This window comes from Oceanitalea stevensii (assembly GCF_014837105.1).
Classification (GTDB): Bacteria; Actinomycetota; Actinomycetes; order Actinomycetales; family Actinomycetaceae; genus Oceanitalea; species Oceanitalea stevensii.
This window is the reverse complement of sequence record NZ_JACSPO010000003.1, coordinates 37239-60840: the sequence shown is the minus strand read 5'-3', so window position 1 is coordinate 60840 and position 23602 is coordinate 37239. Positions and strand designations below refer to the sequence as shown.

The following is a 23602-nucleotide window of genomic DNA, read 5'->3' as shown; positions in this document are numbered from 1 at the left end:
CACAACCGGCGCAGTTGCCCCTCCGTGCGCGGCGTGTCGCGTGCGGCGCACGGCGTGTCGCGCGCAGGTCTGCGCCCTTTGTGGCGGGATCGGGACGCCCCCTGGACGTCAGACCCGCGGCGGGCCGCTGCGGATGTGCGCGAGGAGGTTCTCCGGCCGCGCCTCCTCCCCCTCCCAGCGCGACTCGATCCACCAGGTCGCCCCGGCGTCGGCGAGGTCGCGGACACGGGCCTCGGCCGCCGCATCGCCCTCGCGCACCACGCCCTCGACGACGACATCGAAGCCCGCTCCCCCGTCCTCGCGCCTCTCGGCCGCGAGCGCCCGAATGTCGGCGACCATCTGTGCCGTCACCGGCTCCCCCGGCCCGCCCATGGGCTGCGGGAGGACACCGTCCCAGCGCAGCGCCCGGTCCATCGACCGCCGCGAGGGCCACGCGCCCACCACCCAGACGGGCACGCGCGGCCGCTGCACCGGCCGCGGCCGGAAGACGAGGTCCTCCACCCTGTGGTGCGTGCCGGTGTAGCTGAAGGGCTCCCCGCGCCAGGCGAGGTCGAGGATGGCGAGCGAGTCGTCGAGGAGCTCGGCGCGGGTACGTCGCTCGGTGGGTGCGCCCGAGACGCGGCTGAACGCGCCGTCGTCGACGGCACCGAGCCCCACCGGCATGACGAGACGCCCGCCGGAGAGGTGGTCCACGGTGATCGCCTCCCGCGCGACCTTCCACGGGTGGCGGCGGGCGAGGGCGAAGACCATCGCGCCGAGCCGGATCCGCGTCGTCGAGACGGCCACCGCCCCGAGCAGCGCCCACGGGTCGAAGGTGTCCATGGTCCCGACGCTGATGCCGTCCCACGTGAAGAAGCCGTCCCAGCCGGCCTCCTCGGCGGCCACCGCCATCTCCAAGACCTGCTCGACGGAACCGAAGGACGCGACGACGCCGTACCTCATGGTCCGACGGTACTCGCGCGGGTCTGGTCAGAACAGGGTCGGCGGAGGATCATGGGTCCATGGGACGCATCGTCGCGCTGCCCGCGCGGGGCGAGGTCGTCGCGGACGTCCGCGGCGGCGGTCGTGCGCTGCGCGTGTCCTGGCACCACGACGACGGCGTGGCCGTCCTCTCCCTGTGGCACGACCACGTGTGCACCGGCACCGTCCGGGTGGCCGCCGAGGACGTCCCGGCCCTGGTCGCCGCCCTCACCGAGGGACTGGCCGGCGGGTACACGAGCAGCGCGGCCCGGGTGAGCCAGGGCGGCTGAGTGTCGGCGCGTCCTGGCACAGTGGGGCGCGTGACCGCACTGCTCCGGATCGAGCTGGACCCCAAGGCCTCCGTCGACGTCGCCGCCTGGCCGGACTCCGTGCCCGCCGTCGCCCACCTGCTCGAGCACGGGCTGGAGATCCCGCCCGGCGTCACCTTCCTCGTCGGGGAGAACGGGGCGGGGAAGTCGACGATCGTCGAGGCGGTCGCCGAGGCGCTCGGCATCCCGGCCGACGGCGGGTCGACCGACCACGTCGGAGGCGCCGCGCGGGGGCGTGCCAGCGACCGCTCCGACCTCGGCGGTCGCCTGCGCCCCGTGTGGCGCGACCGCGCCGCCTGGCGCCGGGGCTTCTTCCTCCGCGCGGAGACGATGCACCGCTTCGTCAGCTACCTCGAGGACGCCTCGGCGCCGGCGGACGGGCCCGCGTCCACCCACCAGCTCCACCAGCTCAGCCACGGCGAGTCCTTCGTCGAGATGCTCACCGGCTCGTGGGTCCGCACGGCCGGCGTCGTCCTCCTCGACGAGCCCGAGTCGGCGCTGTCCTTCACGACGTCCCTCGCGCTCCTCGACGTGCTCGCCCAGCTCGCCGGCGCGGAGCGGCACGTCCTGTGCGCCACGCACTCCCCGATCCTCACCGCCCTGCCCGGTGCCCGCGTCCTCCAGCTCGACGACGCCGGGATCACCCCGGTCGTCTGGGACGAGCTGGAGGTCGTGCGTCACTGGCGCGCCTTCCTCGACGCGCCCGGGCGCTACCTGCGCCACCTCGCGGAGTAGGGCAGCTCAGCCGGCGTGCGGGGTGTCGGGGTGCTCGACCTCGACACCCGCCGGGACGACCGCAACCGTCACCTTCGCCCGGGACAGCACGCCCTGACTCACCGAGCCGAGCATGAGGCCGGCGAAACCACCCAGGCCGCGGCTGGCGACGACGAGCATCTCCACCTCGGCGGACGCCTCGACGAGAGCCGTCTCCGGGTGCTCGCGGACCACGCGGAGCTCGATGTCGACGTCCGGCAGCTCGGCGGCCACCTCCTCGACAGTCCGCCGCGCCTCCTCGGTCGCCCGGGCGACATGCTCGACGAGGGCGCCGTACCAGTTCCCGTCGGGAGCGCCGACGGGGATCTCGACGTACTCCGAGCGGATCGCCCGCACGGACGCACCGCTCGCCGCCGCGTGCTCGGCCGCGAAGAGAAGCGCTTGCGCCGCGGCCGGCGAGCCGTCGACCCCGACGACGACCGAGGTGGCGGCCTTCTCGTCCTTCTCGCGCACGACGACGACGGGGCAGTGGGCGTGCGTCGCCACCTGCTGGGAGACCGAGCCGACGATGACGCCGGTGAGCCGGCCGTGCCCCCGCGAGCCGAGGACCATCATGGCGGCGTGGTCAGACGCCTTGACGAGCTCGGGAGCGGCTCGACCGACGCGGACCTCGGTCGTCACGGCGAGGTCGGGGTGCGCGTCCTGCGCGCTCGCGACCGCGCGCTGACACATCGCCTCGCTCACTCGTGCCGGGGCGTCGGGGTCGTAGGTCCCGACGTACCCGCCGGGCGCGTGGGCGTAGGTGAACGCGTGGACGACGTGGAGCGTCGTGCCCCGGCGCGCCGCCTCGTCCGCCGCCCAGCGGACCGCTTCCTCGCTGACCGGGGACCCGTCGATCGCCACGACGATCGGGAGGGTCAGTGTGCTGTGGTTCGTCATCTTCATCGCCTCCATGTCTCTGTTTCAGGACGGACGCAGGCCGACGGAGAGGACCGTTGGTCCTCCGGGGCCAGGTCACGCAGCTCGCGGACGGCTCAGCGCACGTGCGGGTCGTCGGGGTGCTCGGGCTCCTCGCCACCGGGCACGACGGCGACGGTCGCCCTCGCCCGGGACAGCACGCCCTGGCTCACCGAGCCGAGCATGAGGCCGGCGAAGCCGCCCAGGCCGCGGCTGGCGACGACGAGCAGGCTCGCGTCGGCAGCCTCCTCGACGAGGGCCGCCTCGGGGTGGCGGCGCACGACCTGCAGCTCGATGTCCACGGCCGGGTGCTCGGCCGCGGCCTCCGCCACGGCGCGGCGTGCCGCCTCGGTCGCCTCGGTCGACCTGTCGACGAGGTCGGAGTACCAGTCGCCCGGGGGCGCACCCATCGGCAGCTCGACGTACTCGGCCCGCACGGCCCGGACGGCCGCACCGGTGGCGGCGGCGTGCTCGACGGCGAAGCGCAGCGCACCGGCCGAGGCCGGGGAACCGTCGACGCCGACGACGACGGGCCCACGCTCGGCGGTCCCGCGGACGACGACGACCGGGCAGCCGGCGTACATCGCCACCTGCTGGGACACCGACCCGATGAGCAGGCCCGTGACGCGGCCGTGGCCCCGCGCACCGAGGACGACCATGGTGGCCTCGCGGGAGGCCTTGATGAGCTCCGGGGCCGCCCGGCCCACACGCACCTCGGTGGTGACGGTGAGCCCGGGGAACGCCTCGCGGGCCTGGCGTGCCGCCCGCTCGCACACCGCGCCGCCGATCTCGAGCGGGTCTGCGGTCTCGAGCACCGTGAGGTACCCGCCGACGGCGTGCAGGTGGACGAACGCGTGGACGACGTGGAGCGAGGTGCCCCTGCGGTCCGCCTCGGCCGCCGCCCACAGGACGGCGGCGTCGGCGAGTGCGGAGCCGTCGACCCCCACGACGATCGGACGAGTGGTGTCGGATGAGCTGGTCATGGTCTTCGCCTCCCACCTCCTTGATACCGCGTCGGGTGGTGGGAGAACTGGGACCTTCGGCCCCGTGACCGCTAGGCCGTGGGGCCGGCGTCCTGCTCCCGCCGCGCGGCCAGCGCCGCGCGTGCCTCGCCCATCTCGTCCCACGGGATCGTCTCGGTGTCACGCTCCAGCGTGGCCTCCGGGCCCTTGCCGGCGAGCACGACCGTGTCCTGCGGGCCGGCCTGGCCGACCGCGTGGCGGATCGCCTCACGCCGGTCACCGATGCTCACGTAGTTCGAGCGTCCGGCCTCTCGGGCACCCCGCTCCATCTCGGTGAGGATGTCGGCCAGCGGCGTGTCCCGGTGGTCCTCCTCGGTGAAGACGGCGACGTCGGCCATCCGGGTCGCCACCTCCCCCAGCGGGGCACGCTTGGAGGGGTCCCGCGGGCCACCGGCGGAGCCGATGACCACCCACAGGCGACCCTCGGTGGTGACCCGCACGGTGGCCAGTGCCTTGTCGAGGCTCGGCGGGGTGTGGGCGAAGTCGACGATGACGCGCGGGTCCCCGTCCCGGCGCTCGCACATCTCCATGCGCCCGGGCACGCCGGGGAAGGTGGCCAGCCCGGCGACGAGCTCGGCGAGCGGGACGCCGGCCGCGTGGACCCCCGCCATGGCGGCCAGGGCGTTGGCGACGTTGAAGCGACCGATCATCGGCAGCACGGCCGCGGCGGAGCCGGCCGGGGTGTGCACGGTGAACCGCAGGTCATCCGGGCCCTCAACGACGTCCCCGGCCCACCAGTCGGCGGGCTGCCCCTCGGCGCTGTAGGTGGTGCGGCTGGGGGCCATGGGCAGCAGCTGCGTCGTCCACGGGTCGTCGGCGTTGAGGACGGCGTGCCGGGCGCGCTGGACGAGGAGGGACTTGTCGGCGAAGTACTGCTCCATCGTCCCGTGGAAGTCGAGGTGCTCCCCGGTGAGGTTCGTCCAGATGGCGACGTCGAAGTCGACGCCGCGTACGCGGTCCAGGGCCAGCGCGTGGCTGGAGGCCTCGACGACGGCGTCCGTCGCGGCGTGGTCGACCATCTCGCGCAGGATCTGCTGGACCTGCGGCGCCTCGGGGGTGGTGAAGTGGGTAGGCGGCTGACGCAGCACGCCGTCGGGCAGCTCGTAGCCGATCGTCGAGAGCAGCCCGGTGGGGCGGCCGGCGCTGCGCAGGAGGTGGCGCGCGAGGGCGGACGTCGTCGTCTTGCCGTCGGTGCCGGTGACGCCGAGGACGGTGAGCCCGCGGCTGGGGTGGCCGGCGAGGACCGACGCGGCGTCGGCGAGGGCGGCCCGGGCGCCCGCCACCCGCAGGTACGGGACCGGGCAGGTGACGCCGTCGGGCAGGCCCTCGCCGAGGACGGCGACGGCGCCGCGCTCGACGGCGTCGGCGATGAAGCCGTGGCCGTCGACGCGCGCGCCGCGCACGGCGACGAAGACGTCGCCGGGGCCGGCCCAGTCGGCCTGGTGGGTGGCACCGCGGACCTCGGTCGCGGGGTCTGCCCCTGCGGGCAGCTCGAGGTCAAGCGCGGCAGCCAGGTCACCAAGTCTCATGCGGCCAAGCCTAGGTGCCCCGGGCGGGGGCAGCGGATCAGCTCGCGGTGGCGAGCTCCTGGCCGATCGCGGGACGAACGCCCTCGAGGATCGCGGCGTCGACCATGGCGGTGATCTCGTCCTCGGTCCGGGACAGGACGAGGGCGAGCTCGGTGACGAAGGGGGCGCTCGCGTCGCGCAGCAGCTTCATCTCGCCGAAGGCGAGGCGCTTCTCCTCGTTGCTCCGGGTGAGGTCGCGGATGAGGGCGGCGATGATGAGGATCTCACCGGTGCGCAGGCGGTCGCCGTTGGCCTTGATGCGGCGCGACCAGACGGTCTCCTGCTCGGGGCTCGGCGCGAGGAGGACGTCGAGGATCTCGCGGACACCCGCGAGGTCGACGGCGGGACGGACCCCGACCTCGGCGGCGCGGTTCTCCGGCATCGTGACCTCGAGGTCGGAGTTGTGCACGTCGAGCTGCACGTAGGTCACCTTCTCCTTGCGGATGGTGCGCGTGGAGACCTTCTTGACCGTCGCCGGTCCGTGATGGGGGTGGACGACAACCTGACCAGTGGTGAAATTCAACGCGTGACCCTTCGCTAAAAGAGCGCCACACTCGGTGCCGGCAAATACCTGAATAGGCAGCCGACGACTGTCTCAAACCGCCCTACCGCTGATTTCCCGACATCGTCCGGGCGGTATGAGGACACGGAGGAATTCGCAGCCACATCCAGTGGGAGCGCCCGACCTCCGCGAGCCAGCGCATATCATCATCGCATATCTGGCAACAAATTGCCACCCCGTGGCCTGCCCCACAAATTTCCGCCAAAGCGCAATCGGTGCCGTGTGCCGCCGGCTCACTGACCCTTGACGTTGACGAGCTGCCGCAGCACGTGGTCGACGGAGACGAGGTCGGCGGCGTCGGCCATGACGACGTCGACGTCCTTGTAGGCGTCGGGGATCTCGTCGACGAAGGCGGCGAGGTCGCGGTACTCGATGCCGGCCATCCGCCGTCGCAGGTCGGCCTGGGTGAAGGTGCGTCGCGCCTGCGTGCGGGAGTAGGCGCGACCGGCCCCGTGCGGGGCGGAGCACAGGGACATCTCCTCGCCCTTGCCGGTGACGACGTAGGACGCCGTGCCCATCGAGCCCGGGATGAGCCCGCGTACACCCTCGTGGGCCGCGATGGCGCCCTTGCGCGAGACGAGACGGCGACCGCCGGCGTGCTGCTCGACGGCCGTGTAGTTGTGGTGGCAGTTGACCTCCTCGAGGCGCTGCACGTCCTCGTCGAGGAAGCGGCCCAGCTCCTCGACGACGCGGTCCATCATCACCTCGCGGTTGAGGCGGGCGAACTCCTGGGCCCAGTGGAGGTGGGAGAGGTAGGCGTGGAACTCGGCGTCGTCCTCGGTGAGGTAGGCGAGGTTGCGGTCGGCGAGGTGGTGCCCGCGGCGGTCGGCGACCCGCTGGGCCGCGGTGATGAAGCGGCGGGCGATCTGGTTGCCCACCCCGCGGCTGCCGGAGTGGAGGAAGGTCCACACCCGGCCCTCCTCGTCGGCCGTCACCTCGATGAAGTGGTTCCCGCCGCCCAGCGAACCGAGCTGCAGGCGCCAGTTCTTCGCGTAGGTCTCCGGCGTGACGTTCTCGTCGCGGGCGAGGCGCTCGAGCTCGGTGACGGCCTGCGGCGCGCGGCCCCACACCTTGCGGTTGTAGTTGCCGGGGCTGAGCGGCACCGCGCGCTCGATCGCCTCGCGGAGGACGGCGAGCGGCCTCCCGGCCCCGCGGAGGCGATCGACGGTGAACTGGGTGCGGACGGCGACCATCCCGCAGCCGATGTCCACGCCCACCGCGGCGGGGATGACCGCGCCCACCGTCGGGATGACCGAGCCGACGGTGGCCCCCATGCCGACGTGCGCGTCGGGCATGAGGGCCACGTGCGGGTCGACGATGGGCAGCTCGGCGGTGAGACGGGCCTGGGCCAGGGCCTGCGGGTCGATGATCGAGGCCCAGGAGTACAGCTTGTCCGTGACGCGCTCCATGCCCCGACCATGGCAGGTCAGCGGCGGTCCGGCACGGGCAGGTGCACCGGCAGCCGCGACCGGTCAGACGCGGGCCAGCACCGGGGCGGGGCGCACCTGGTCCTCGAGCAGCGTGGGACGGCAGGCGACGAAGCCGCTGACGAGCAGCACCGCGAGGCTGGCGAAGAGGACGACGAAGGCTCCCGTCCACGACCCGGAGCCGGCGTAGAGCGCACCGACGCCGAAGGGGCCGATGCAGGCGATGGCGTAGCCGCCGCCCTGCATGGCGCCGGACAGCACCGTGGAGCCGGCGGTCGTGCGGGTGCGGGCGTTGACGAGGGTGAGGCACAGCGGGAAGGTGCTCACGCCCAGGCCGAGGAGCACCACCCAGACGACCGCGCCGGCGTCGGGCGAGAGCAGGAGGCCGGCGTAGCCCGCCACCATGGCCGCGGTGCACACGACGACGATGACGAAGGGGTTGCGCAGCCGGATCGCCAGGGGCGGGACGACGAACGCGGCGGGCAGCCCGATGACCGAGAAGAGCGCGACGAGCGCGCCGCCGGACTCGGGGTCGGCGCCCGCGTCGATGAGGATCGCCGGGAGCCAGGTGAAGATCGCGTGGACGTTGAGGCTCGTGATGCCCATCATGAGCACGAGCGACCACAGCAGCGGCGTGCGCCACGCTCCGTGCAGCCGCTGCGGCCCGGTCTCCACCGGCGCCGCGGCGCCGCCCCCGCGTGCGGCCAGGACGACCCAGAGCACGAGGGCGACGGCGGTCGTCGTCGCCCACATCGCGATGGCCCACCGCCACCCGGCGACGAGCGCGACCGGGACGGCGGCGAGGGGGGCGACGAACTGGCCCACCTGGAGGAGCGCGATGTACATCGAGCTCACCGCCTTGAGGTGCGCCGAGAAGTACTTCTTGACGAGCGGGATGACGAGGACGTTGGACGCCCCGACCCCGACGAAGGCGACGACGGTGGAGGCGACGAGCACACCGGTCGACGGCGCCAGCGCCCGCAGCACGATGCCGCCGGTGGTGAAGGCGACGGCGATCGCGATGGTGCGCTCCAGGCCGAGCCGGCGGGCAACGGGTGCCGCGACCAGCCCGAAGACGGCGAAGCAGGCGGTGACGATCGTGCCGAACACGCCGTACAGGGACGGCCCGAAGTCGAGATCGGCACCGATCGTGTCGAGCAGCGGCGTGAACCCGGTGACCGCGGTGCGGAGGTTCAGCGCGGTCAGGACGATTGCCAGGAGGGGCAGCACGCTCGCCCGGGCCTTGTCGCTCATGTCGACCTCAAAGGTAGGATGATGGGATGAATCGGGCAGACACTAGCGCACACCAGGCACCCCTGCGCAAGGCGCCGAGCATGACCGACACCGTGACGGCGCGCTTCCACGAGGCGATCGCCTCCGGCGAGTGGCCCGTCGGCGAGCGGATCCCGGTCGAGGCCGAGCTCATGTCGTGGGTCGGCGCCGGGCGCAACACCGTGCGCGAGGCGGTCCAGTCGCTCGTCCAGGCGGGCCTCGTCCGCCGGGAGCAGGGACGTGGCACCTTCGTCATCGCCCGCTCCGAGCTCGCCACCACCCTCACCCGCCGGGCGACACGCGCCCACCGCCGCGACGGGCTCGAGCTGCGCGCCGCCCTCGACGGCGCAGCGGCCCGGATCGCCGCACAGCGCCGGGAGGCCGCGGACGTCGCCGCGCTGCAGCAGGCCCTCGACGCGCGGGCCCGCGCCTGGGAGCAGGCCGACCACCAGGTCCGCATCGCCGCCGACCTCGCGCTGCACCGCGCCGTCGTCGCCGCCACGCACAACGAGCTGTTCACCGAGCTCTACGACGGGCTCGTCCCGCTCTACGAGGAGGTGCTCGCGGACGACGTCGACGAGGACGAGGACCCGCACGCCGACGAGCACGAGCGGCTCGTCCACGCGATCGTCGACCGGCGACCGGCCGACGCGGAGGCCGCCGTCGTCGACATCCTCGCGCCCCTCATCGACGAGCTCCCCCGCTGACCTGGCAGGCTGCCCCCATGCCTGCCGACCGGCGCCCCACGCGCGAGGAGCTGCTCGCCTCGGCCGACCGCACCCTCCCGCTCGTCGTCGCGCCGGGCCTGCGGGTGCTCTTCTGCGGCATCAACCCGGGGCTCTACTCGGCGTGGTCCGGGCACCACTTCGCGCGGCCGGGCAACCGCTTCTGGCCGGCGCTGCACCGCTCCGGCTTCACGCCGCGCCAGCTCCACCCCTCGGAGCAGGAGGAGCTCCTCTCCCTGGGGCTGGGGGTGACGAACGTCGTCGAGCGCGCGTCGGCGACCGCCGCGGAGCTCTCCCCCGCCGAGCTGCGCGCCGGCGGGGAGCGGCTGCGGGCCGAGGTCGCGGAGCACCGCCCCGCGTGGCTCGCCGTGCTCGGCGTCACCGCCTACCGCACGGCCTTCGACCGGCCCCGCGCGACCTATGGCGAGCAGGACGTGCGCCTGGGCTCGACCCGGGTGTGGGTCCTGCCCAACCCGAGCGGCCTCAACGCCCACTTCACGCCGGCGCGACTGGCGGAGGCCTTCGCCGAGCTGCGCCGCGCCGTCGAGGGGCGCGGCGCAGACCCGGCGTGAGCAGCGCGGTCTAGCCGGACTTGCGGCGGAAGGTGCGCTTGCCTCCGCCGTTCACCTGGCTCCCGTGGACCGCGCCGGTGTTCTGCTGCGCCTGGTGGTTCTGGTGCGCGCGCTCGTTCTTGCGTTCGAGCGCCTGGCGCATCTTCTCCTTGGCCGTCTCGGGCTGCGGTTCCGGCGTCGTGTCAGCCATCGTCCCTCCAGGTGTCTCGTGGGCGAAGCGGTCCTGGCCAGCCTGCCCTGCCGCGGCGCGGATGGCCAGGACTTAACGCGCGCGGCGGAGCTCAGTCCGTCAGCTCGGCCAGCCGCCGACGCGCCTCCTCGACGGTGTGGCGGGCGGCCTCCTCACGGGCCTCGGCGTCCTCCCGCTCCTCGGTGGCCTGCGCCCGCTCCTCGTCCAGCTCCGCGAGCTGCTCCTCCAGCCGCTCGAGCTCGCGGCGCAGCTCCTCGGTGCGGGCGGCGGCCTGGAGCACCTGCGCCTCGATGCGCGAGAGCTCCTCGGCGGCGTCGTCCAGCTCGGTGCGGGCGTGCTCGGCCACACGCTCCCGGGCGCGCAGCTCGCGCTCCGCCCGGCGGACCTCGCGGGCGGTGTCCGCCCGCCCGGGCGTGGGCTCGGGAGCCTTGCGGCGGGTGCGGCCGACCGCCCGGTCCGGCCGGGTCTGCCGGTCCGGCTCCTCGTCGGGCTCAGCACGGCGCGGCCGGCGGCTGATCGCCCGGCGCGGCGGCGTCTGCTCCTCTGGCTCCTCCTCACGCTCGATGCCGCGGGGCCGGCGGCTGATCGCCCGGCGCGGCCTGGCGTCGTCGTCGTCCGCCGCCGGGTCCTTCCTCGCGGGAGCGGCGGGCCGGATGCGCCGCGCCGGGCGGGCCGGAGCCGCGGGCTCCTCCTCCGGCTCGGCGGTCTCGACGGCACCGGCCACCGCGAGCGCGTCCTCGAGGCCACCGCTCGGTTCGAGGGCACGCACCAGCAGCAGGCTGCGCACCGCCCGCTCGGCGTCGCGGTCGATGACGACGGCGGACCACGTCGCCTCCACCTGCTCCTGCGCCGCCCCGGACAGCCCGACGCCACGCTCCTCGGCCAGCCGCGCCGCCGTGCGGGTCACCGCACCGGTGAGCTCACGCCGGCGCCTGCTCAGCGCCCGGAGCTCGGCGGGGTCCGCGGCGACCTGCGCCACCCGCAGCTCGGCGCCGAGCTGGCCGAGAGCGTCGAGGTCCTCCGGGTGCTCCCGGGCGACCGCACCCACCGCCCACGCCGCGACCGAGGCCTTGGGCAGCGCCTTGACGGCCGTCGCCAGCTCCCGGTCGCCGGCCCGGCGCGTCGCGGCGGCACGCGCGTTGCGGGTCGCGATGAACTCGGCCGGCGGGTGGGCGTAGAGCTCCCGCGCGACGGACACCAGCTCGGCGTCGGGGGTCTGGGTCACGGCCGTAGCCTGGCACGGAAGCCCCGGCCCGCGCCCTCCCAGCGGCTCTGCGAGGATCGTCCGGTGACCTCGCTCCTCCTGGCCGGCGCCATCGTCTGCGAGGTGACCGGCTCCCTGTCCCTGCGTGCCGCCGTCGACGACCCCCGCTGGTACGCGCTCGTCGTCGTCGGCTACGTGTCCGCCTTCCTCCTCCTCGCGGCGGTGCTGCGCCGCGGGATGCCGCTCGGCGTCGCCTACGGCATCTGGGGCGCCACCGGGGTGGCGCTCACCGCGGTGCTGTCCGCGGTGATCTTCGGTGAGCCGGTCACGCTCCTCATGGCAGCGGGGATCGTCCTCATCATCGGCGGCGTCCTGCTCGTCGAGGTGGGCTCCCACCGGGCGACCGAGGCGGCGGACGCCTGATGGGCTGGCTGTTCCTCACGGGCTCGATCCTCGCCGAGGTCACCGCCACCCTCTCCCTGCGCGCCAGCGTCGACGGCCGCAGGGCGTGGCTCGCCGTCGTCGGCGTCGGCTACCTCCTCGCGTTCACCCTGCTGTCCCTCACCCTGCAGGCCGGCATCGGGATCGGTGTCGCGTACGGGATCTGGACCGCCGTCGGGGTCGCGCTCACCGCCGTCGCGAGCAAGGTGCTCTTCGACGAGCCGCTCACGCGGACGATGGTCGGCGGCATCCTCCTCATCGCCGCGGGGGTCCTCCTCGTGGAGCTGGGAGCGCGGTGACGACGACGTACTGGAACCACAACACGGCCTTCCACGGCGAGATCGTCGCGGACGCCCGACGGCGGGGCGGTCGCGTGCTCGACGTCGGGTGCGGGGAGGGACTCCTCCTCGAGCGGCTGGCCGGGGTGGCGGACGAGGCCGTCGGTCTCGAGCCGGACCCGGAGGCCGTCGCCCGCGCACGTGCCCGGGACGCGCCCCGGGCGCGGGTGGTGCAGGCGGGGCTCCTCGACTCCGGGCTGCCGGCGCTCGGGCTCTTCGACACCGTCGCCTGCGTGGCGACCCTCCACCACCTGCCGCTGCGGCCGGCGCTGCGCCGGCTCGGTGAGCTCGTCACGCCGGGCGGACGGCTCGTCGTCGTCGGGCTCGCGGCCAGCGCCTCGGTGGCCGACTGGCTCGTGTCCCTCGCGCAGGTGCTGCCGGTGCGGGTGCTCGACGTCGTGCACCGGGCGCAGGCCGACGTCGGGGTCGCGATGACCGACCCGGTCACCTCGCTCGCCGAGATCCGCGCGGCCGCCGAGGAGGTCCTCCCCGGCGCGCGGGCGCGACGGCGCCTGTACTACCGCTACTCCCTCGTGTGGGACCGGCCCCCGCTCAGCCGCTGACCGTCGGCCCGGCCTCCTCCGGGGTGAGGACGACGACGCAGCGGCGCTCCCGCTCCATCGCCGCGCGGTACTCCTCCCAGTCCTCGTGCTCCCCCGAGACGCGGCGGTAGTAGTCGACGAGGAGGTCCATCGCCTCGGGCAGCGAGACGATCTCCACGGGGCCCGTCAGCTGCACCCACGGCCCGAAGAACCGCTCGCTGAGCTGGCACAGGGACGCGCGGGGCGTGCGCCGGAGGTTGCGGACCTTGACCGCCGTCTCACGGGTGCTGATGAGGACGCGCCCGTCGTCGTCGACCGCTGCCAGGACCGGTGGCTGCTGCGCGTCGCCGCTGCGCCTGCGGGTGGCGAGGATGCCGCGCGGGTTGGCCCGCACGAACTCGAGTGCCGCGCCGGTGTCCACGGCTCAGCCCACGATCTCGGCGCCGGTGGTCTCGGCGTACTCCTCGGGCGAGAGCAGCTCGGACTCCTCCGCCACCTCGACGGCGAAGAGCCAGCCGTCCGCGAAGGGCTCGCGGTTGACGAGCGCGGGGTCGTCGACCGCCTCCTGGTTGACCGCCGTCACCGTGCCGGTGACCGGGGCGTAGAGGTCGGAGACGGACTTCGTCGACTCCACCTCCCCGCAGGTCTCCCCCGCCGTCACCTCCGCGCCGACCTCGGGCAGGTCGAGGTAGACGATGTCTCCGAGGGCGTCGGTCGCCACGGTCGTGATGCCCACGCGGACAGGTGAGACGGAGTCGTCCACCCACTCGTGCTCGGCGGTGTACTTGAGGTCGGGACGGATGGTGGCCATGGCATCTCCTCGGCAGATGGGTCAGGGACGACGGTAGAACGGACGCTCGACGACGGTGAAGGCTTCACGCCGGCCGCGCACGTCGACGTCGAGCGCGGTGCCGACCTCCGCGACGGCGCGGTCGACGACGGCGAGGGCGATCGGGTGGCCCAGGGTGGGGCTGGGCAGGCCGGAGGTGACGACGCCGACCTCCGCGTCCCCCAGCAGGACGGCTGAGCCCTGCCGCGCGGCGCGGCGGCCCTGGCCGGCGAGGCCGACGAGGACCCGCCGTCCGGGCTCGCCCGCCTCGTGGGCCGCTCGGACGCGTTCCAGCGCCGTGCGGCCGACGAAGTCCGCCGTCTTGCGGCGCAGGCCGACGATGCCGCCGAGCCCCACGGTGAAGGGGTCGACGTCGCGGCCCAGCTCGTTGCCGTACAGCGGCAGCGCGGCCTCCAGCCGCAGCGAGTCGCGCGCGGCGAGCCCGGCGGGGACCAGGCCGGCGTCCGCGCCGGCGTCCAGCAGCGCGCGCCACAGGGCGACGGCGTGCTCCCCCGGCACGAGGACCTCGACGCCGTCCTCCCCCGTGTAGCCGGTGCGGGCGAGCAGCACCCGCTGCCCGGCCACGGTGGTTTCACGGGCCCAGTAGTAGCGCAGGTCCCCGACCGGCCCGTCCGCGAGCGCCTCGACGATCCCGAGGGCGCGGGGCCCCTGGACGGCGAGGAGCGCCGTCCCCTCGGTCGCGTCGGTGACCCGTGCGTCGAAGCCCGCCGCGCGCTCGCCGAGCTCGGCGAGGACGGCGGCCGTGTTGGCCGCGTTCGGGACGGTGAGGAACCGGTCCTCCCCCACGCGGTAGACGATGAGGTCGTCGACGATGCCGCCCTCGGACGTGCACAGCAGCGTGTACTTCGCCCGCCCCACCTCGAGGGTGGAGATCGAGCCGACGACGGCGTGGTCGAGGAAGGCGCCGGCCTGCGGCCCGTCGACCCAGACGGTGCCCATGTGGCTGAGGTCGAAGAGCCCCGCCGCCTCGCGCACGGCGCGGTGCTCGGCCAGCTGGGAGCCGTAGTGGAGCGGCATCACCCAGCCGGCGAAGCCGGTCGTCGTCGCCCCCAGCGCCTCGTGCTCAGCGCGCAGGGCGGTCTCCTTGTCGCTCATCGGTCCTCCTCGAAGGCCTCGGGCGGCGGGCACGCGCACACGAGGTTGCGGTCCCCGTAGGCGTTGTCGATGCGGCTCACCGGCGGGAAGTACTTGTCCTGCCGCAGCCCGGGGACCGGGAAGACGGCCTGCTCACGCGGGTAGGCGCGGTCCCAGGCATCGGTGGCGACGTCGGCCGCCGGGTGCGGGGCGCGGCGCACCGGGCTGTCGGCGACGTCGACCTCGCCGTCGAGGATCTGCTGGATCTCCCCGTGGATCGTCACCATCGCCTCGACGAAGCGGTCGAGCTCGGCGAGGTCCTCGCTCTCGGTGGGCTCGACCATGAGGGTGCCGGCCACCGGGAAGGACAGCGTGGGGGCGTGGAAGCCGAAGTCGACGAGCCGCTTGGCCACGTCCTCGGCCGTCACCCCGGAGCGCTTGGTGAGCTCGCGCAGGTCGAGGATGCACTCGTGGGCCACGAGCCCGTCGGCGCCGGTGTAGAGCACGGGGAAGTACGGGTCCAGGGCCTTGGCGACGTAGTTCGCCGCGAGCAGTGCGCTGCGGGTCGCCGCCGCGAGGCCCTCGGCGCCCATGAGCGCGATGTACGCCCAGGAGATGGGCAGCACCCCTGCGGACCCGTACCGGGTGGCCGAGACCGGCACCGCGCCGTCGTCGTCGCCGGCGGCGTCCCCGGGCAGGAAGGGGGCCAGGTGCTCGCGCACGGCGACCGGGCCGACGCCGGGACCACCGCCGCCGTGCGGGATGCAGAAGGTCTTGTGGAGGTTGAGGTGGGAGACGTCCCCGCCGAACTCCCCCGGCTGGGCGAGCCCGATGAGCGCGTTGAGGTTCGCGCCGTCGACGTAGACCTGACCGCCGGCCGCGTGGACCGCCTCGCACACCTCGCGCACCTCGGTGTCGAAGACGCCGTGGGTGGAGGGGTAGGTGAGCATGATCGCGGCGAGCTGCTCCCCGTGCTGCGCGATGCGGGCGTGGAGGTCGGCGGTGTCGATCGAGCCGTCCTCGGCCGTCCTGACGGTGACGACCCTCATCCCGGCCAGCACGGCGGAGGCCGCGTTCGTCCCGTGGGCGGAGGACGGGATGAGGCACACCGTGCGCTCGTCCTCGCCGCGCGAGCGGTGGTAGCCGCGGATGGCGAGGAGACCGGCGAGCTCGCCCTGGGAGCCGGCGTTGGGCTGGACGGAGACGCGGTCGTAGCCCGTGATCTCCGCGAGCCAGCCCTCGAGCTCGGTGACGAGCTCGCGCCAGCCCTCGGTCTGGTGGTCCGGGGCGAGGGGGTGGACGGAGGCGAAGCCGGGCCACAGCATCGCCCGCATCTCGGTGGCGGCGTTGAGCTTCATCGTGCACGAGCCGAGCGGGATCATCGTGCGGTCCAGCGCGAGGTCCCGATCGGCGAGCCGGCGCAGGTAGCGCATCATCTGCGTCTCGGAGCGGTGCGCGTGGAAGGTGGGGTGGGTGAGGAACGCGCTCGTGCGGCGCAGCGGGGCGGGGATCTCGAAGCCGCCGCTGCCCGGCGCGGCCCCGTCGGTGCCGAAGGCGGCGAGGACGGCGGCGAGGTGCTCCGGTGTCGTCGTCTCGTCGCAGGAGATGCCGACCGTGTCCTCGTCGACGAGCCGCAGGTTCACCCCGGCCCGCTCCGCCTCGGCGACGACGACGGCGGCCCGCCCGGGCACACGGACGGTCACGGTGTCGAAGAACGCGTCGTGGACGACCTCGACCCCGCCGGCGGTGAGGCGCAGGGCCAGGGTGCGGGCGGCGCCGTGGGCGTGGCGAGCGATCTCCCGCAGCCCCTCGGGCCCGTGGTAGACGGCGTACATGCCGGCGACGACGGCGAGCAGGGCCTGCGCGGTGCAGATGTTGCTCGTCGCCTTCTCCCGGCGGATGTGCTGCTCGCGCGGCTGGAGGGCCAGGCGCAGGGCGGGGCGGCCCTCGCTGTCCTTGGAGACGCCGACGAGCCGGCCCGGCAGCTGGCGCTCCAGGCCCTCGCGCACCGCCATGAAGGCCGCGTGCGGCCCGCCGTAGAACAGCGGGACGCCGAAGCGCTGGGCGGAGCCGACAGCGACGTCGGCGCCCTGCTCCCCCGGCGGCGTGATGAGGGTGAGGGCGAGGAGGTCGGCCGCGACGGTGACCATCGCGCCGCGCTCCTTCGCCGCCGCGACGAGGCCCGCGTGGTCGCGCAGGCGGCCGGAGGTGCCGGGCTGCTGGAGGACCAGGCCCGTGACGCCGTCGGGAAGGTCGGGCAGGCCGGCGTCGAGGTCGGCGACGACGGCGGCGATCCCCACCGCCTCGGCGCGGGCGCGGACGACGGCGACGGTCTGCGGGTGGAGCTCGGCGTCGAGGACGACGGTGGCGGCCGTGGAGGCCTTGTTCGCGCGCTGCATGAGGAGCACGGCCTCGGCGACGGCGGTGGCCTCGTCGAGGAGGGAGGCGTTCGCGACCGGCAGGCCGGTGAGGTCGGCGACCGCCGTCTGGAAGTTGAGCAGGCCCTCGAGGCGGCCCTGGGAGATCTCCGGCTGGTAGGGGGTGTAGGCGGTGTACCAGGCCGGGGACTCGAGGACGCACCGCTGGATGACGCTGGGGGTGTGGGTGGCGTAGTAGCCCTGGCCGATCATCTGGACGCGCTGGACGTTGCGCCCGGCGAGCTCGCGCAGCCGGTCGAGGACCTGCGCCTCGGTGCGCGCGGCCGGCAGGTCGAGGGCGTGCTGCTGCCGGATGGCGGGCGGCACCGAGTCGAGCAGCGGGCGCCAGTCGGCGTGCCCGAGCGAGTCGAGCATGGCCGCGGTGTCGGCGGCGCGGGGGCCGACATGGCGGTCGGCAAAGGACGGTGAGGACATGGACACGGCTCCGGGGTGGCGGGGAACTGGGTCCTCCCCGCTCTGTCATGGGACCTGAGAGTTTTCGCGAGCCGGGCTCGCCTGCACCGTCGGTGAGCGCTGACGCGCTGCTTTCCAGAGCTGCCTGATCGCGGCGGTACCGGGGCCTGAGAGATTAGCGGGAGGGCTTGCTCCTTCGGCGCCCGCACGGAGCGGGACTCTCCCGCCGCGGGTGGGCGGCGTATCGAGTTGTCCAGGTCACACTACCCGGCGGCGCGGACATCGGTGCCTCACCGGTCCGTGGGACCCTGGGGGAAGACCCCCTTCCCGAGCAAGGATGACGATTGACGCACGCCGCCGCCCCCACCGCCCTCGAGCCGATGCACCCCACGGCCGTCCTCCTCGACCTCGACGGCACGATCAGCGACTCCGGTCCGGTCATCACCGCCTCGATCGCCGAGACCCTCGCGCACTTCGGCTACCCGGCACAGACGCAGGAGGAGCTGCTGCGCTTCGTCGGGCCGCCCATCCGCGACGGCTTCCGCGCCTTCGTCGGCGTCCCGGAGGACCGGCTCACCGCCGTCGTCGAGGACTACCGCGCCCGCTACAACGAGCGGATGCTCCAGGCGCCGGTCTTCCCGGGCATGGCCGAGCTGGTCCGTGAGCTCCACGGCCGGGGCGTGCCGATCGCCCTGGCGACGTCCAAGCGCCAGTCGCTCGCCGTGCCGATCCTCGAGGACGCCGGCCTCGCCCAGTACTTCACCGTCATCCGCGGCGCCTCGGAGGACGAGACCCGTGCGGTCAAGGCCGACATCGTCGAGGACGCGCTCGCCGGGCTCCGCGACCGGGGCGTCGACCTCACGCGCGCCGTCATGGTCGGGGACCGGCACCACGACGTCGACGGCGCGGGCGTGCACGGCCTGCCGACCGTCCTCGTCGCGTGGGGCTACGCCCGGCCCGGCGAGGATGACGGCGCCCACGCCGTCGTCCACGAGGCCGCCGAGCTCGCGCGGCTGCTCTCCTGAGAGACGACTGCGCCCCGTGCCGGCGGCACGGGGCGCAGTGTCACGCGCGGGTCAGGAGCGCGGCAGGCCCTGGCTGCGGTGGATGTCGTCGGACATCCGCACGAGCGCGAAGTAGAACTCGAGCGTCATCCGGAAGAACGCGAGGCTGACGAGCAGCACGACCGGGCCGACGAGCAGGACGAGCACGCCCACGGCCGGCTCCGTCGCGAAGCCGGCAAAGACGAGGAACAGCCAGTACAGCGCCGAGAGGATCATGACGGCGAGGTACACCCAGCTGACGAGCTTGGGGGTGATGAGGGTGTGGAACTTCCAGTCGAAGAGCGCCGCGAAGAAGTTCTTCGGCGTCTCACCGCTCGGGCCCTGCGGGGCGGCCGGGGCGCCGTAGCCCCACTGCTGCTGGCCGGGCTGGGCGGGCTGCTGCCCGTAGGCGGGCGGGGGCGGCGGGACCTGGCCGGGCTGGCCCTGCTGCGGCTGGTAGGGGCTGGGAGGAGGGGTGGACACGATGGAGCCTTTCCGGTCGGGGGTCATCGGGCATCGGCGAGGCTAGCGGAGGCCCTGCGGGTGCCCCGGGACGGCGAGCTCGGGCCCGGTGTGACCCTGGTCACCGGCACCGGATGCGCGCGTCCGAGGGCGTGCCTACCGTCGAGGGGCGGCCACGTCCGTGGCCGGCGGGAGGAGGAGCAGGACGATGGCATCCGAGACGAGCACGACGACCGACCACGACGAGATCCGCCGCTGGGTCGAGGAGCACGACGGGAAGCCCGCGAGCGTCCGCGGCACCGAGGACGGCGACACCGCCGGCATCCTGCGGATCGACTTCCCCGGCGGCGCCGGCACCGACGACCTCGAGCACATCAGCTGGGAGGACTGGTTCGCGAAGTTCGAGGACGAGAAGCTCGCCTTCCTCTACCAGGAGCACAAGGCGAGCGGCGAGGACAGCACGTTCTTCAAGCTCGTCTCCCGCTGACCGGAGGGCACCGACCATGAGCGAGAGCACCCAGTCCGCCCAGCCCGACCCCCGCGAGGAGGGCGTGCAGCCACGCCGCGTCATCGTCACCGGCGCCGACTCCGGCATCGGCAGGGCGAGCGCCGTCGCCCTGGCGGCACCCGGCCGGCACGTCGCCCTCACCTGGCACACCGACGAGGACGGCGCCGAGCGCACCGCCGAGGAGGTCCGCTCCCTCGGCGCGACGGCGCACGTGCGCCGCCTCGACCTCACCGACCCGCAGAGCGGGACCGCGGTGGTCGACGAGCTCGCCGGGGCGATGGGCGGCGTCGACGCCCTCGTCATGTCCTCGGGCACCGGCAGCTCCGAGCTGCTGCTCGACATGGACTACGCCACGTGGCGCGAGGTCGTGTCCGTCGACCTCGACGGCGCGTTCTGCTGCCTCCAGGCAGCGGCGCGGCACATGGTCGCCGGCGGGACGGGCGGGCGGATCGTCGCCATCACGAGCGTCCACGAGCACGCCCCGCGCGTGGGTGCGGCCCCCTACTGCGCGGCCAAGGGCGGGCTCGGGCTGCTCGTCAAGGTCGCGGCCCTGGAGCTCGCCGAGCACGGGATCACGGTCAACGCCGTCGCGCCCGGTGAGATCGCGACCCCGATGACCGGCCAGGAGGACGAGACGGTGATGGAGGGCAAGGAGCGCCCGGGCATCCCCGTGGCCCGGCCCGGTGACGCCCGCGAGATCGCCGCCGTCGTCGCCTTCCTCTGCGGCCCGGAGGCGGGCTACGTCAACGGCGCCTCGTGGGCGGTGGACGGGGGCATGCTCCAGATGGGCCCGCAGGCGGGGTCGCACCTCGAGAGCAACGACTGGCGCCGCCCGTAGGAGCCCCCCCCTTGGCCCCGCTGCTGATACCGGTCCGCGCTGCCGACATGTCCGCAGCGCGGACCGGTATCAGCCGCGCGGATCCGTGGAGACCCGGTGCGCGGACCGGGGGCGCCGCCCTCGCGCGCCCAGTAGCGTCTGCGGGATGGACCTCCCGCTGCTCCCGCCGGTCGCCCCGATGCTCGCGAAGTCCGTCAAGGACGTGCCCGATGGCGAGTACCTCTACGAGCCGAAGTGGGACGGCTTCCGCGCGATCATCTTCAAGGACGGCGACGACGTCGAGATCGGCAGCCGCAACGAGAAGCCGATGACGCGGTACTTCCCCGAGCTCGTCGAGAGCCTGCGCGCGCAGCTGCCCGAGCGCTGCGTCGTCGACGGGGAGATCGTCATCGTCACCGGCGCGCGCCTCGACTTCGAGGCCCTGCTCCAGCGCATCCACCCCGCCGACTCGCGCGTGCGGCTCCTGGCCACCGAGACGCCCGCGTCCTTCGTCGCCTTCGACCTCCTCGCGCTCGGCGACGAGGACCTCACCGGCCTGCCCATGGCGCAGCGGCGCGAGCGGCTGGAGCAGGCGCTCGCCGACTCCCAGGCACCGGTCCACCTCACCCGCGCGACGACGGACACGGCCCTGGCCCGCGAGTGGCTCGACCTCTTCGAGGGCGCCGGGCTCGACGGCGTCGTCTCCAAGCCGCTCGACCTCACCTACCAGCCCAACAAGCGGCTCATGCTCAAGACGAAGCACGAGCGCACCGCCGACTGCGTGCTCGCCGGCTTCCGCTGGCACAAGAGCGGTGACGTCGTCGGCTCCCTCCTCCTCGGCCTGTACGACGACGGCGGGAAGCTCCAGCACGTGGGCGTGGCCTCCTCCTTCACGATGAAGCGCCGGGCCGAGCTGGTCGAGGAGCTCGCGCCGCTGCGCCTGGCCGAGGGCGAGAGCCACCCGTGGGCCGACTGGGAGAACGCCGCCGCGCACGAGAAGAACCGGCTGCCGGGCGCGCAGAGCCGCTGGTCGGCGGGCAAGGACCTGTCCTTCGTGCCGCTGCGGCCCGAGCGGGTCCTCGAGGTCGCCTACGACCACATGGAGGGGACCCGCTTCCGGCACAGCGGGCAGTTCCGCCGCTGGCGGCCCGACCGCGACCCGGAGTCGTGCGGCTACGAGCAGCTCGAGGAGCCGGTGCGCTTCGACCTGGCGGACGTCCTCGCCTGAGCGCCGGGGTCCCGGCTCTCAGCCCGCGCTGGGCACGAGCGGCGCGCCGGTCCGCCGGCCCGCGTCGGGGCGCGGGGCGTCCCCGGCCGCCGCGGCCGCGGCCAGCCGCTCGACCTCCGCGCGCTCGGCGCGGCCCGGTCGCATCGCCAGCAGCGCCCACAGGATGCAGGCGAGGTCGACCGCCTCCTGCAGCCAGGCGCCGACAATCGCGGGCAGCACCCCCGCCGCCGCGACGAGCATGAGCCCGACGGACATCGCGACGCCGATGGCGATGGACTGCCACGCCACGCGCAGGGTCCGCCGGCCGATGTGGACGGCGCGGGCGCTGCGGGAGAGGTCGTCGACCGTGATGACGACGTCGGCGGACTCGCTCGCCGCGCTCGCACCGCGCGCCCCCATCGCCACCCCGACGTCCGCCGCCGCGAGGACGGGCGCGTCGTTGACGCCGTCGCCGACCATCATGACCGGCCGCGGCGCGGCGGCCCGGACGGCATCGACCTTGTCCTGCGGGAGGAGCTCGGCGCGGACGTCGTCGATGCCTGCCTGGCCGGCGATGTGGCGGGCGACGTGCTCGCCGTCGCCGGTGAGCATCATCGTCGTGCGCACCCCGGCACGGTGCAGGGAGGCCATCGTCGCGGGGGTCTCGGCGCGTAGCTCGTCGGCGAGCGCGACGTAGCCCGCGTAGCGTCCGTCGACGCCGACGTGCACCCCCGTGTGCCCCTCGGGCGGGCGGGCCGGCTCGACGCCGGTCTCCCGGGCGACGAAGCGGGCGCTGCCGACGACGACGACGCGCCCGTCCACGACCCCCCGGACGCCGTTCGCCGGGATCTCGGTGACGTCGTCGGCGGTGGGCAGGGCGCCACCGGCGGCGAGGGCCTCCTCGACGACGGCCGCGGCCAGCGGGTGGCCGGAGTACTGCTCGACGGCCGCCGCGAGGGCGAGGAGCTCGTGCCCCTCTCCCGCCTGCGCCTGGACCGACGTGACCCGCGGCTCGCCGTAGGTGAGGGTTCCCGTCTTGTCGAAGGCGACGGTACGGGCCCGGGCGAGCTGCTCGAGCGTGCCGCTGCTCTTGACGATGATCCCGCTGCGGGCCGCGCGGGACATGCCGCCCATGAACGCGACCGGGGCGGCGATGATGAGCGGGCACGGCGTCGCGACGACGAGGACCTCCGCCAGCCGGCTCGGGTCGCCGGAGACGACCCACGCCCCGGCGGCGAGGGCCAGGGCGAGGACGGTGAAGGGCACGGCGACGCGGTCCGCCAGACGCACGAACGGCGCCTTGGACTCCTGCGCCTCCCGGACGAGGGCGACGATGCGCTGGTACTGGGACTCCGCCGCGGCGGCCGTGGCCCGGACCTCGATGGCCTCCCCGCCGTTGACCGCGCCGGAGAGCAGCTGCTCGCCGCGAGCGCGGTCCACCGGGAGCGACTCACCGGTGAGCGAGGACTCGTCGAGGGTCGCGGCGTCCGACTCGAGGACGCCGTCGACGGGCACCACCTCGAAGGGCCGGACGAGCAGCCGGTCACCGACGGCGACCTCCTCGACGGCGACGTCGTCGAGCGCGCCGGCAGCGTCAAGCCGGTGCGCGGTCTGCGGGGCGTTCTCGAGCAGTCCGGTGAGCTCGCGGCGCGCCCGGCCGGCGGCGTAGTCCTCGAGCGCCTCACCGCCGGAGAGCATGAGGCAGACGACGAGCGCGGCCCAGTACTCCCCCACGGACACGGCGGAGCCGATCGCGGTGACCGCGAGGATGTCGATGCCGTAGGTGCCCGAGCGCAGGTCGTCGACCATCCCGCGGGCCTGCAGGAGGGCGACGACGACGGCGAAGGCCGAGACGACCCAGCGGGCCGCGCCGTGCTGCCCGCCGAGCTCGAGCACGCCTCCGAGGATCCCCACCGTGAGTGTCGCGAGGACCACCGGGTACTGACGCAGGCCGTCGAGGATCGTGCGCATACCTCAGTCGTACGCC

The 23602-nt window shown here is 74.3% G+C and carries 26 protein-coding genes and 1 riboswitch; of the genes, 11 read left to right on the top strand and 15 right to left on the bottom strand.

Features of this window, described 5'->3' with window-relative positions; translation table 11 throughout:
- Positions 1 to 108 precede the first annotated feature (108 nt).
- Entirely contained in the window at positions 109 to 942 is an 834-nt protein-coding gene (locus tag H9624_RS07865; RefSeq protein WP_251839347.1) for an LLM class flavin-dependent oxidoreductase, read from the bottom strand.
- A 59-nt stretch (positions 943 to 1001) separates the two neighbouring features.
- Here H9624_RS07865 and H9624_RS07860 point away from each other — a divergent pair, with 59 nt between their 5' ends.
- Positions 1002 to 1250, top strand: coding sequence for a hypothetical protein (locus tag H9624_RS07860; RefSeq protein ID WP_251839346.1), 249 nt, complete (start codon positions 1002 to 1004; stop codon positions 1248 to 1250).
- A gap of 30 nt (positions 1251 to 1280) precedes the next feature.
- Positions 1281 to 2024, top strand: a complete 744-nt coding sequence (locus H9624_RS07855) for an AAA family ATPase (RefSeq protein WP_251839345.1) — start codon at positions 1281 to 1283, stop codon at positions 2022 to 2024.
- 6 nt (positions 2025 to 2030) lie between these two features.
- Here the strand turns inward: H9624_RS07855 and H9624_RS07850 are convergent, their stop codons facing one another.
- The 6 genes from H9624_RS07850 to H9624_RS07825 form a co-directional block, all read right to left on the bottom strand.
- Positions 2031 to 2942: a universal stress protein gene (locus H9624_RS07850; protein ID WP_251839344.1), complete on the bottom strand. Its 912-nt coding sequence runs from the start codon at positions 2940 to 2942 to the stop codon at positions 2031 to 2033.
- A gap of 95 nt (positions 2943 to 3037) precedes the next feature.
- On the bottom strand, positions 3038 to 3943 hold the full coding sequence (locus H9624_RS07845) for a universal stress protein (protein WP_251839343.1): 906 nt from the start codon (positions 3941 to 3943) through the stop codon (positions 3038 to 3040).
- Between the two features lie 71 nt (positions 3944 to 4014).
- Positions 4015 to 5511: a UDP-N-acetylmuramoyl-L-alanyl-D-glutamate--2,6-diaminopimelate ligase gene (locus H9624_RS07840; protein WP_251839342.1), complete on the bottom strand. Its 1497-nt coding sequence runs from the start codon at positions 5509 to 5511 to the stop codon at positions 4015 to 4017.
- A 37-nt stretch (positions 5512 to 5548) separates the two neighbouring features.
- Complete coding sequence (locus H9624_RS07835; protein WP_251839341.1) at positions 5549 to 6073, bottom strand: CarD family transcriptional regulator; 525 nt, start codon at positions 6071 to 6073, stop codon at positions 5549 to 5551.
- A 272-nt stretch (positions 6074 to 6345) separates the two neighbouring features.
- Positions 6346 to 7521, bottom strand: a complete 1176-nt coding sequence (locus H9624_RS07830) for an RtcB family protein (protein ID WP_251839340.1) — start codon at positions 7519 to 7521, stop codon at positions 6346 to 6348.
- A 63-nt stretch (positions 7522 to 7584) separates the two neighbouring features.
- The gene (locus H9624_RS07825; RefSeq protein WP_251839339.1) at positions 7585 to 8793 is read right to left on the bottom strand and encodes an MFS transporter; all 1209 of its coding nucleotides are present in this window, start codon (positions 8791 to 8793) and stop codon (positions 7585 to 7587) included.
- Between the two features lie 80 nt (positions 8794 to 8873).
- Here H9624_RS07825 and H9624_RS07820 point away from each other — a divergent pair, with 80 nt between their 5' ends.
- Positions 8874 to 9518 (top strand): FadR/GntR family transcriptional regulator, encoded by a 645-nt coding sequence (locus H9624_RS07820; protein ID WP_251839338.1) that lies wholly within the window; start codon positions 8874 to 8876, stop codon positions 9516 to 9518.
- A gap of 17 nt (positions 9519 to 9535) precedes the next feature.
- Positions 9536 to 10108: a G/U mismatch-specific DNA glycosylase gene (gene mug, locus H9624_RS07815; protein ID WP_251839337.1), complete on the top strand. Its 573-nt coding sequence runs from the start codon at positions 9536 to 9538 to the stop codon at positions 10106 to 10108.
- Positions 10109 to 10118: 10 nt separating this feature from the next.
- On the opposite strand, the gene H9624_RS07810 is transcribed toward mug, so the two are convergent.
- Both H9624_RS07810 and H9624_RS07805 read right to left on the bottom strand, forming a co-directional pair.
- Positions 10119 to 10298 (bottom strand): DUF5302 domain-containing protein, encoded by a 180-nt coding sequence (locus H9624_RS07810; protein WP_251839336.1) that lies wholly within the window; start codon positions 10296 to 10298, stop codon positions 10119 to 10121.
- Positions 10299 to 10389: 91 nt separating this feature from the next.
- Positions 10390 to 11523, bottom strand: coding sequence for a hypothetical protein (locus H9624_RS07805; RefSeq protein ID WP_251839335.1), 1134 nt, complete (start codon positions 11521 to 11523; stop codon positions 10390 to 10392).
- A 63-nt stretch (positions 11524 to 11586) separates the two neighbouring features.
- Between H9624_RS07805 and H9624_RS07800 the strand changes: the two genes are divergently transcribed.
- From H9624_RS07800 to H9624_RS07790, 3 genes are read left to right on the top strand one after another with little or no spacing between them, the layout of a single operon-like run.
- On the top strand, positions 11587 to 11925 hold the full coding sequence (locus H9624_RS07800; RefSeq protein ID WP_251839334.1) for a DMT family transporter: 339 nt from the start codon (positions 11587 to 11589) through the stop codon (positions 11923 to 11925).
- On the top strand, positions 11925 to 12242 hold the full coding sequence (locus H9624_RS07795; RefSeq protein WP_251839333.1) for a DMT family transporter: 318 nt from the start codon (positions 11925 to 11927) through the stop codon (positions 12240 to 12242). Before H9624_RS07800 ends, H9624_RS07795 begins: the two co-directional genes overlap by 1 nt.
- Positions 12239 to 12844, top strand: a complete 606-nt coding sequence (locus H9624_RS07790; protein ID WP_251839332.1) for a class I SAM-dependent methyltransferase — start codon at positions 12239 to 12241, stop codon at positions 12842 to 12844. Before H9624_RS07795 ends, H9624_RS07790 begins: the two co-directional genes overlap by 4 nt.
- On the opposite strand, the gene H9624_RS07785 is transcribed toward H9624_RS07790, so the two are convergent.
- Genes H9624_RS07785 through gcvP form a run of 4 tightly spaced genes read right to left on the bottom strand, consistent with a single transcriptional unit; the run spans position 12834 to position 17599 of the window.
- Positions 12834 to 13244, bottom strand: a complete 411-nt coding sequence (locus tag H9624_RS07785; RefSeq protein ID WP_251839331.1) for a PPOX class F420-dependent oxidoreductase — start codon at positions 13242 to 13244, stop codon at positions 12834 to 12836. The two genes, H9624_RS07790 and H9624_RS07785, sit on opposite strands and share 11 nt — an antisense overlap.
- Positions 13245 to 13247: 3 nt before the next feature.
- Entirely contained in the window at positions 13248 to 13634 is a 387-nt protein-coding gene (gene gcvH, locus H9624_RS07780) for a glycine cleavage system protein GcvH (protein ID WP_251839330.1), read from the bottom strand.
- A 21-nt stretch (positions 13635 to 13655) separates the two neighbouring features.
- Positions 13656 to 14768, bottom strand: a complete 1113-nt coding sequence (gene gcvT / locus H9624_RS07775; RefSeq protein ID WP_251839329.1) for a glycine cleavage system aminomethyltransferase GcvT — start codon at positions 14766 to 14768, stop codon at positions 13656 to 13658.
- Positions 14765 to 17599, bottom strand: a complete 2835-nt coding sequence (gene gcvP / locus H9624_RS07770; RefSeq protein WP_251839328.1) for an aminomethyl-transferring glycine dehydrogenase — start codon at positions 17597 to 17599, stop codon at positions 14765 to 14767. The genes gcvT and gcvP overlap by 4 nt, the downstream gene beginning before the upstream one ends.
- Positions 17600 to 17723: 124 nt before the next feature.
- Positions 17724 to 17814, bottom strand: a riboswitch (glycine riboswitch).
- A gap of 108 nt (positions 17815 to 17922) precedes the next feature.
- Between gcvP and H9624_RS07765 the strand changes: the two genes are divergently transcribed.
- A complete protein-coding gene (locus H9624_RS07765) occupies positions 17923 to 18603 on the top strand; it encodes an HAD hydrolase-like protein (RefSeq protein WP_251839327.1) in 681 nt (226 codons plus the stop codon).
- A 51-nt stretch (positions 18604 to 18654) separates the two neighbouring features.
- Here H9624_RS07765 and H9624_RS07760 read toward each other — a convergent pair whose 3' ends face one another.
- A complete protein-coding gene (locus H9624_RS07760; protein WP_251839326.1) occupies positions 18655 to 19104 on the bottom strand; it encodes a DUF4282 domain-containing protein in 450 nt (149 codons plus the stop codon).
- A gap of 187 nt (positions 19105 to 19291) precedes the next feature.
- Here H9624_RS07760 and H9624_RS07755 point away from each other — a divergent pair, with 187 nt between their 5' ends.
- From H9624_RS07755 to H9624_RS07745, 3 genes are all read left to right on the top strand, one after another.
- Complete coding sequence (locus H9624_RS07755; protein WP_251839325.1) at positions 19292 to 19570, top strand: hypothetical protein; 279 nt, start codon at positions 19292 to 19294, stop codon at positions 19568 to 19570.
- 16 nt (positions 19571 to 19586) lie between these two features.
- The gene (locus H9624_RS07750; protein WP_251839324.1) at positions 19587 to 20429 is read left to right on the top strand and encodes an SDR family oxidoreductase; all 843 of its coding nucleotides are present in this window, start codon (positions 19587 to 19589) and stop codon (positions 20427 to 20429) included.
- 145 nt (positions 20430 to 20574) lie between these two features.
- Positions 20575 to 21636, top strand: a complete 1062-nt coding sequence (locus tag H9624_RS07745) for an ATP-dependent DNA ligase (protein WP_251839323.1) — start codon at positions 20575 to 20577, stop codon at positions 21634 to 21636.
- Between the two features lie 18 nt (positions 21637 to 21654).
- Here H9624_RS07745 and H9624_RS07740 read toward each other — a convergent pair whose 3' ends face one another.
- Entirely contained in the window at positions 21655 to 23586 is a 1932-nt protein-coding gene (locus tag H9624_RS07740) for a heavy metal translocating P-type ATPase (protein ID WP_251839322.1), read from the bottom strand.
- Positions 23587 to 23602 lie beyond the last annotated feature (16 nt).

Bases quoted from the DNA above. Each gene is read 5' to 3' on its own strand.
- H9624_RS07865 (WP_251839347.1), bottom strand. From the start codon at position 942: ATGAGGTACGGCGTCGTCGCGTCCTTCGGTTCCGTCGAGCAGGTCTTG.
- H9624_RS07860 (WP_251839346.1), top strand. From the start codon at position 1,002: ATGGGACGCATCGTCGCGCTGCCCGCGCGGGGCGAGGTCGTCGCGGAC.
- H9624_RS07850 (WP_251839344.1), bottom strand. From the start codon at position 2,942: ATGACGAACCACAGCACACTGACCCTCCCGATCGTCGTGGCGATCGAC.
- H9624_RS07845 (WP_251839343.1), bottom strand. From the start codon at position 3,943: ATGACCAGCTCATCCGACACCACTCGTCCGATCGTCGTGGGGGTCGAC.
- H9624_RS07840 (WP_251839342.1), bottom strand. From the start codon at position 5,511: ATGAGACTTGGTGACCTGGCTGCCGCGCTTGACCTCGAGCTGCCCGCA.
- H9624_RS07830 (WP_251839340.1), bottom strand. From the start codon at position 7,521: ATGGAGCGCGTCACGGACAAGCTGTACTCCTGGGCCTCGATCATCGAC.
- H9624_RS07825 (WP_251839339.1), bottom strand. From the start codon at position 8,793: ATGAGCGACAAGGCCCGGGCGAGCGTGCTGCCCCTCCTGGCAATCGTC.
- H9624_RS07820 (WP_251839338.1), top strand. From the start codon at position 8,874: ATGACCGACACCGTGACGGCGCGCTTCCACGAGGCGATCGCCTCCGGC.
- mug (WP_251839337.1), top strand. From the start codon at position 9,536: ATGCCTGCCGACCGGCGCCCCACGCGCGAGGAGCTGCTCGCCTCGGCC.
- H9624_RS07810 (WP_251839336.1), bottom strand. From the start codon at position 10,298: ATGGCTGACACGACGCCGGAACCGCAGCCCGAGACGGCCAAGGAGAAG.
- H9624_RS07795 (WP_251839333.1), top strand. From the start codon at position 11,925: ATGGGCTGGCTGTTCCTCACGGGCTCGATCCTCGCCGAGGTCACCGCC.
- gcvH (WP_251839330.1), bottom strand. From the start codon at position 13,634: ATGGCCACCATCCGTCCCGACCTCAAGTACACCGCCGAGCACGAGTGG.
- gcvT (WP_251839329.1), bottom strand. From the start codon at position 14,768: ATGAGCGACAAGGAGACCGCCCTGCGCGCTGAGCACGAGGCGCTGGGG.
- gcvP (WP_251839328.1), bottom strand. From the start codon at position 17,599: ATGTCCTCACCGTCCTTTGCCGACCGCCATGTCGGCCCCCGCGCCGCC.
- H9624_RS07755 (WP_251839325.1), top strand. From the start codon at position 19,292: ATGGCATCCGAGACGAGCACGACGACCGACCACGACGAGATCCGCCGC.
- H9624_RS07750 (WP_251839324.1), top strand. From the start codon at position 19,587: ATGAGCGAGAGCACCCAGTCCGCCCAGCCCGACCCCCGCGAGGAGGGC.
- H9624_RS07745 (WP_251839323.1), top strand. From the start codon at position 20,575: ATGGACCTCCCGCTGCTCCCGCCGGTCGCCCCGATGCTCGCGAAGTCC.
- H9624_RS07740 (WP_251839322.1), bottom strand. From the start codon at position 23,586: ATGCGCACGATCCTCGACGGCCTGCGTCAGTACCCGGTGGTCCTCGCG.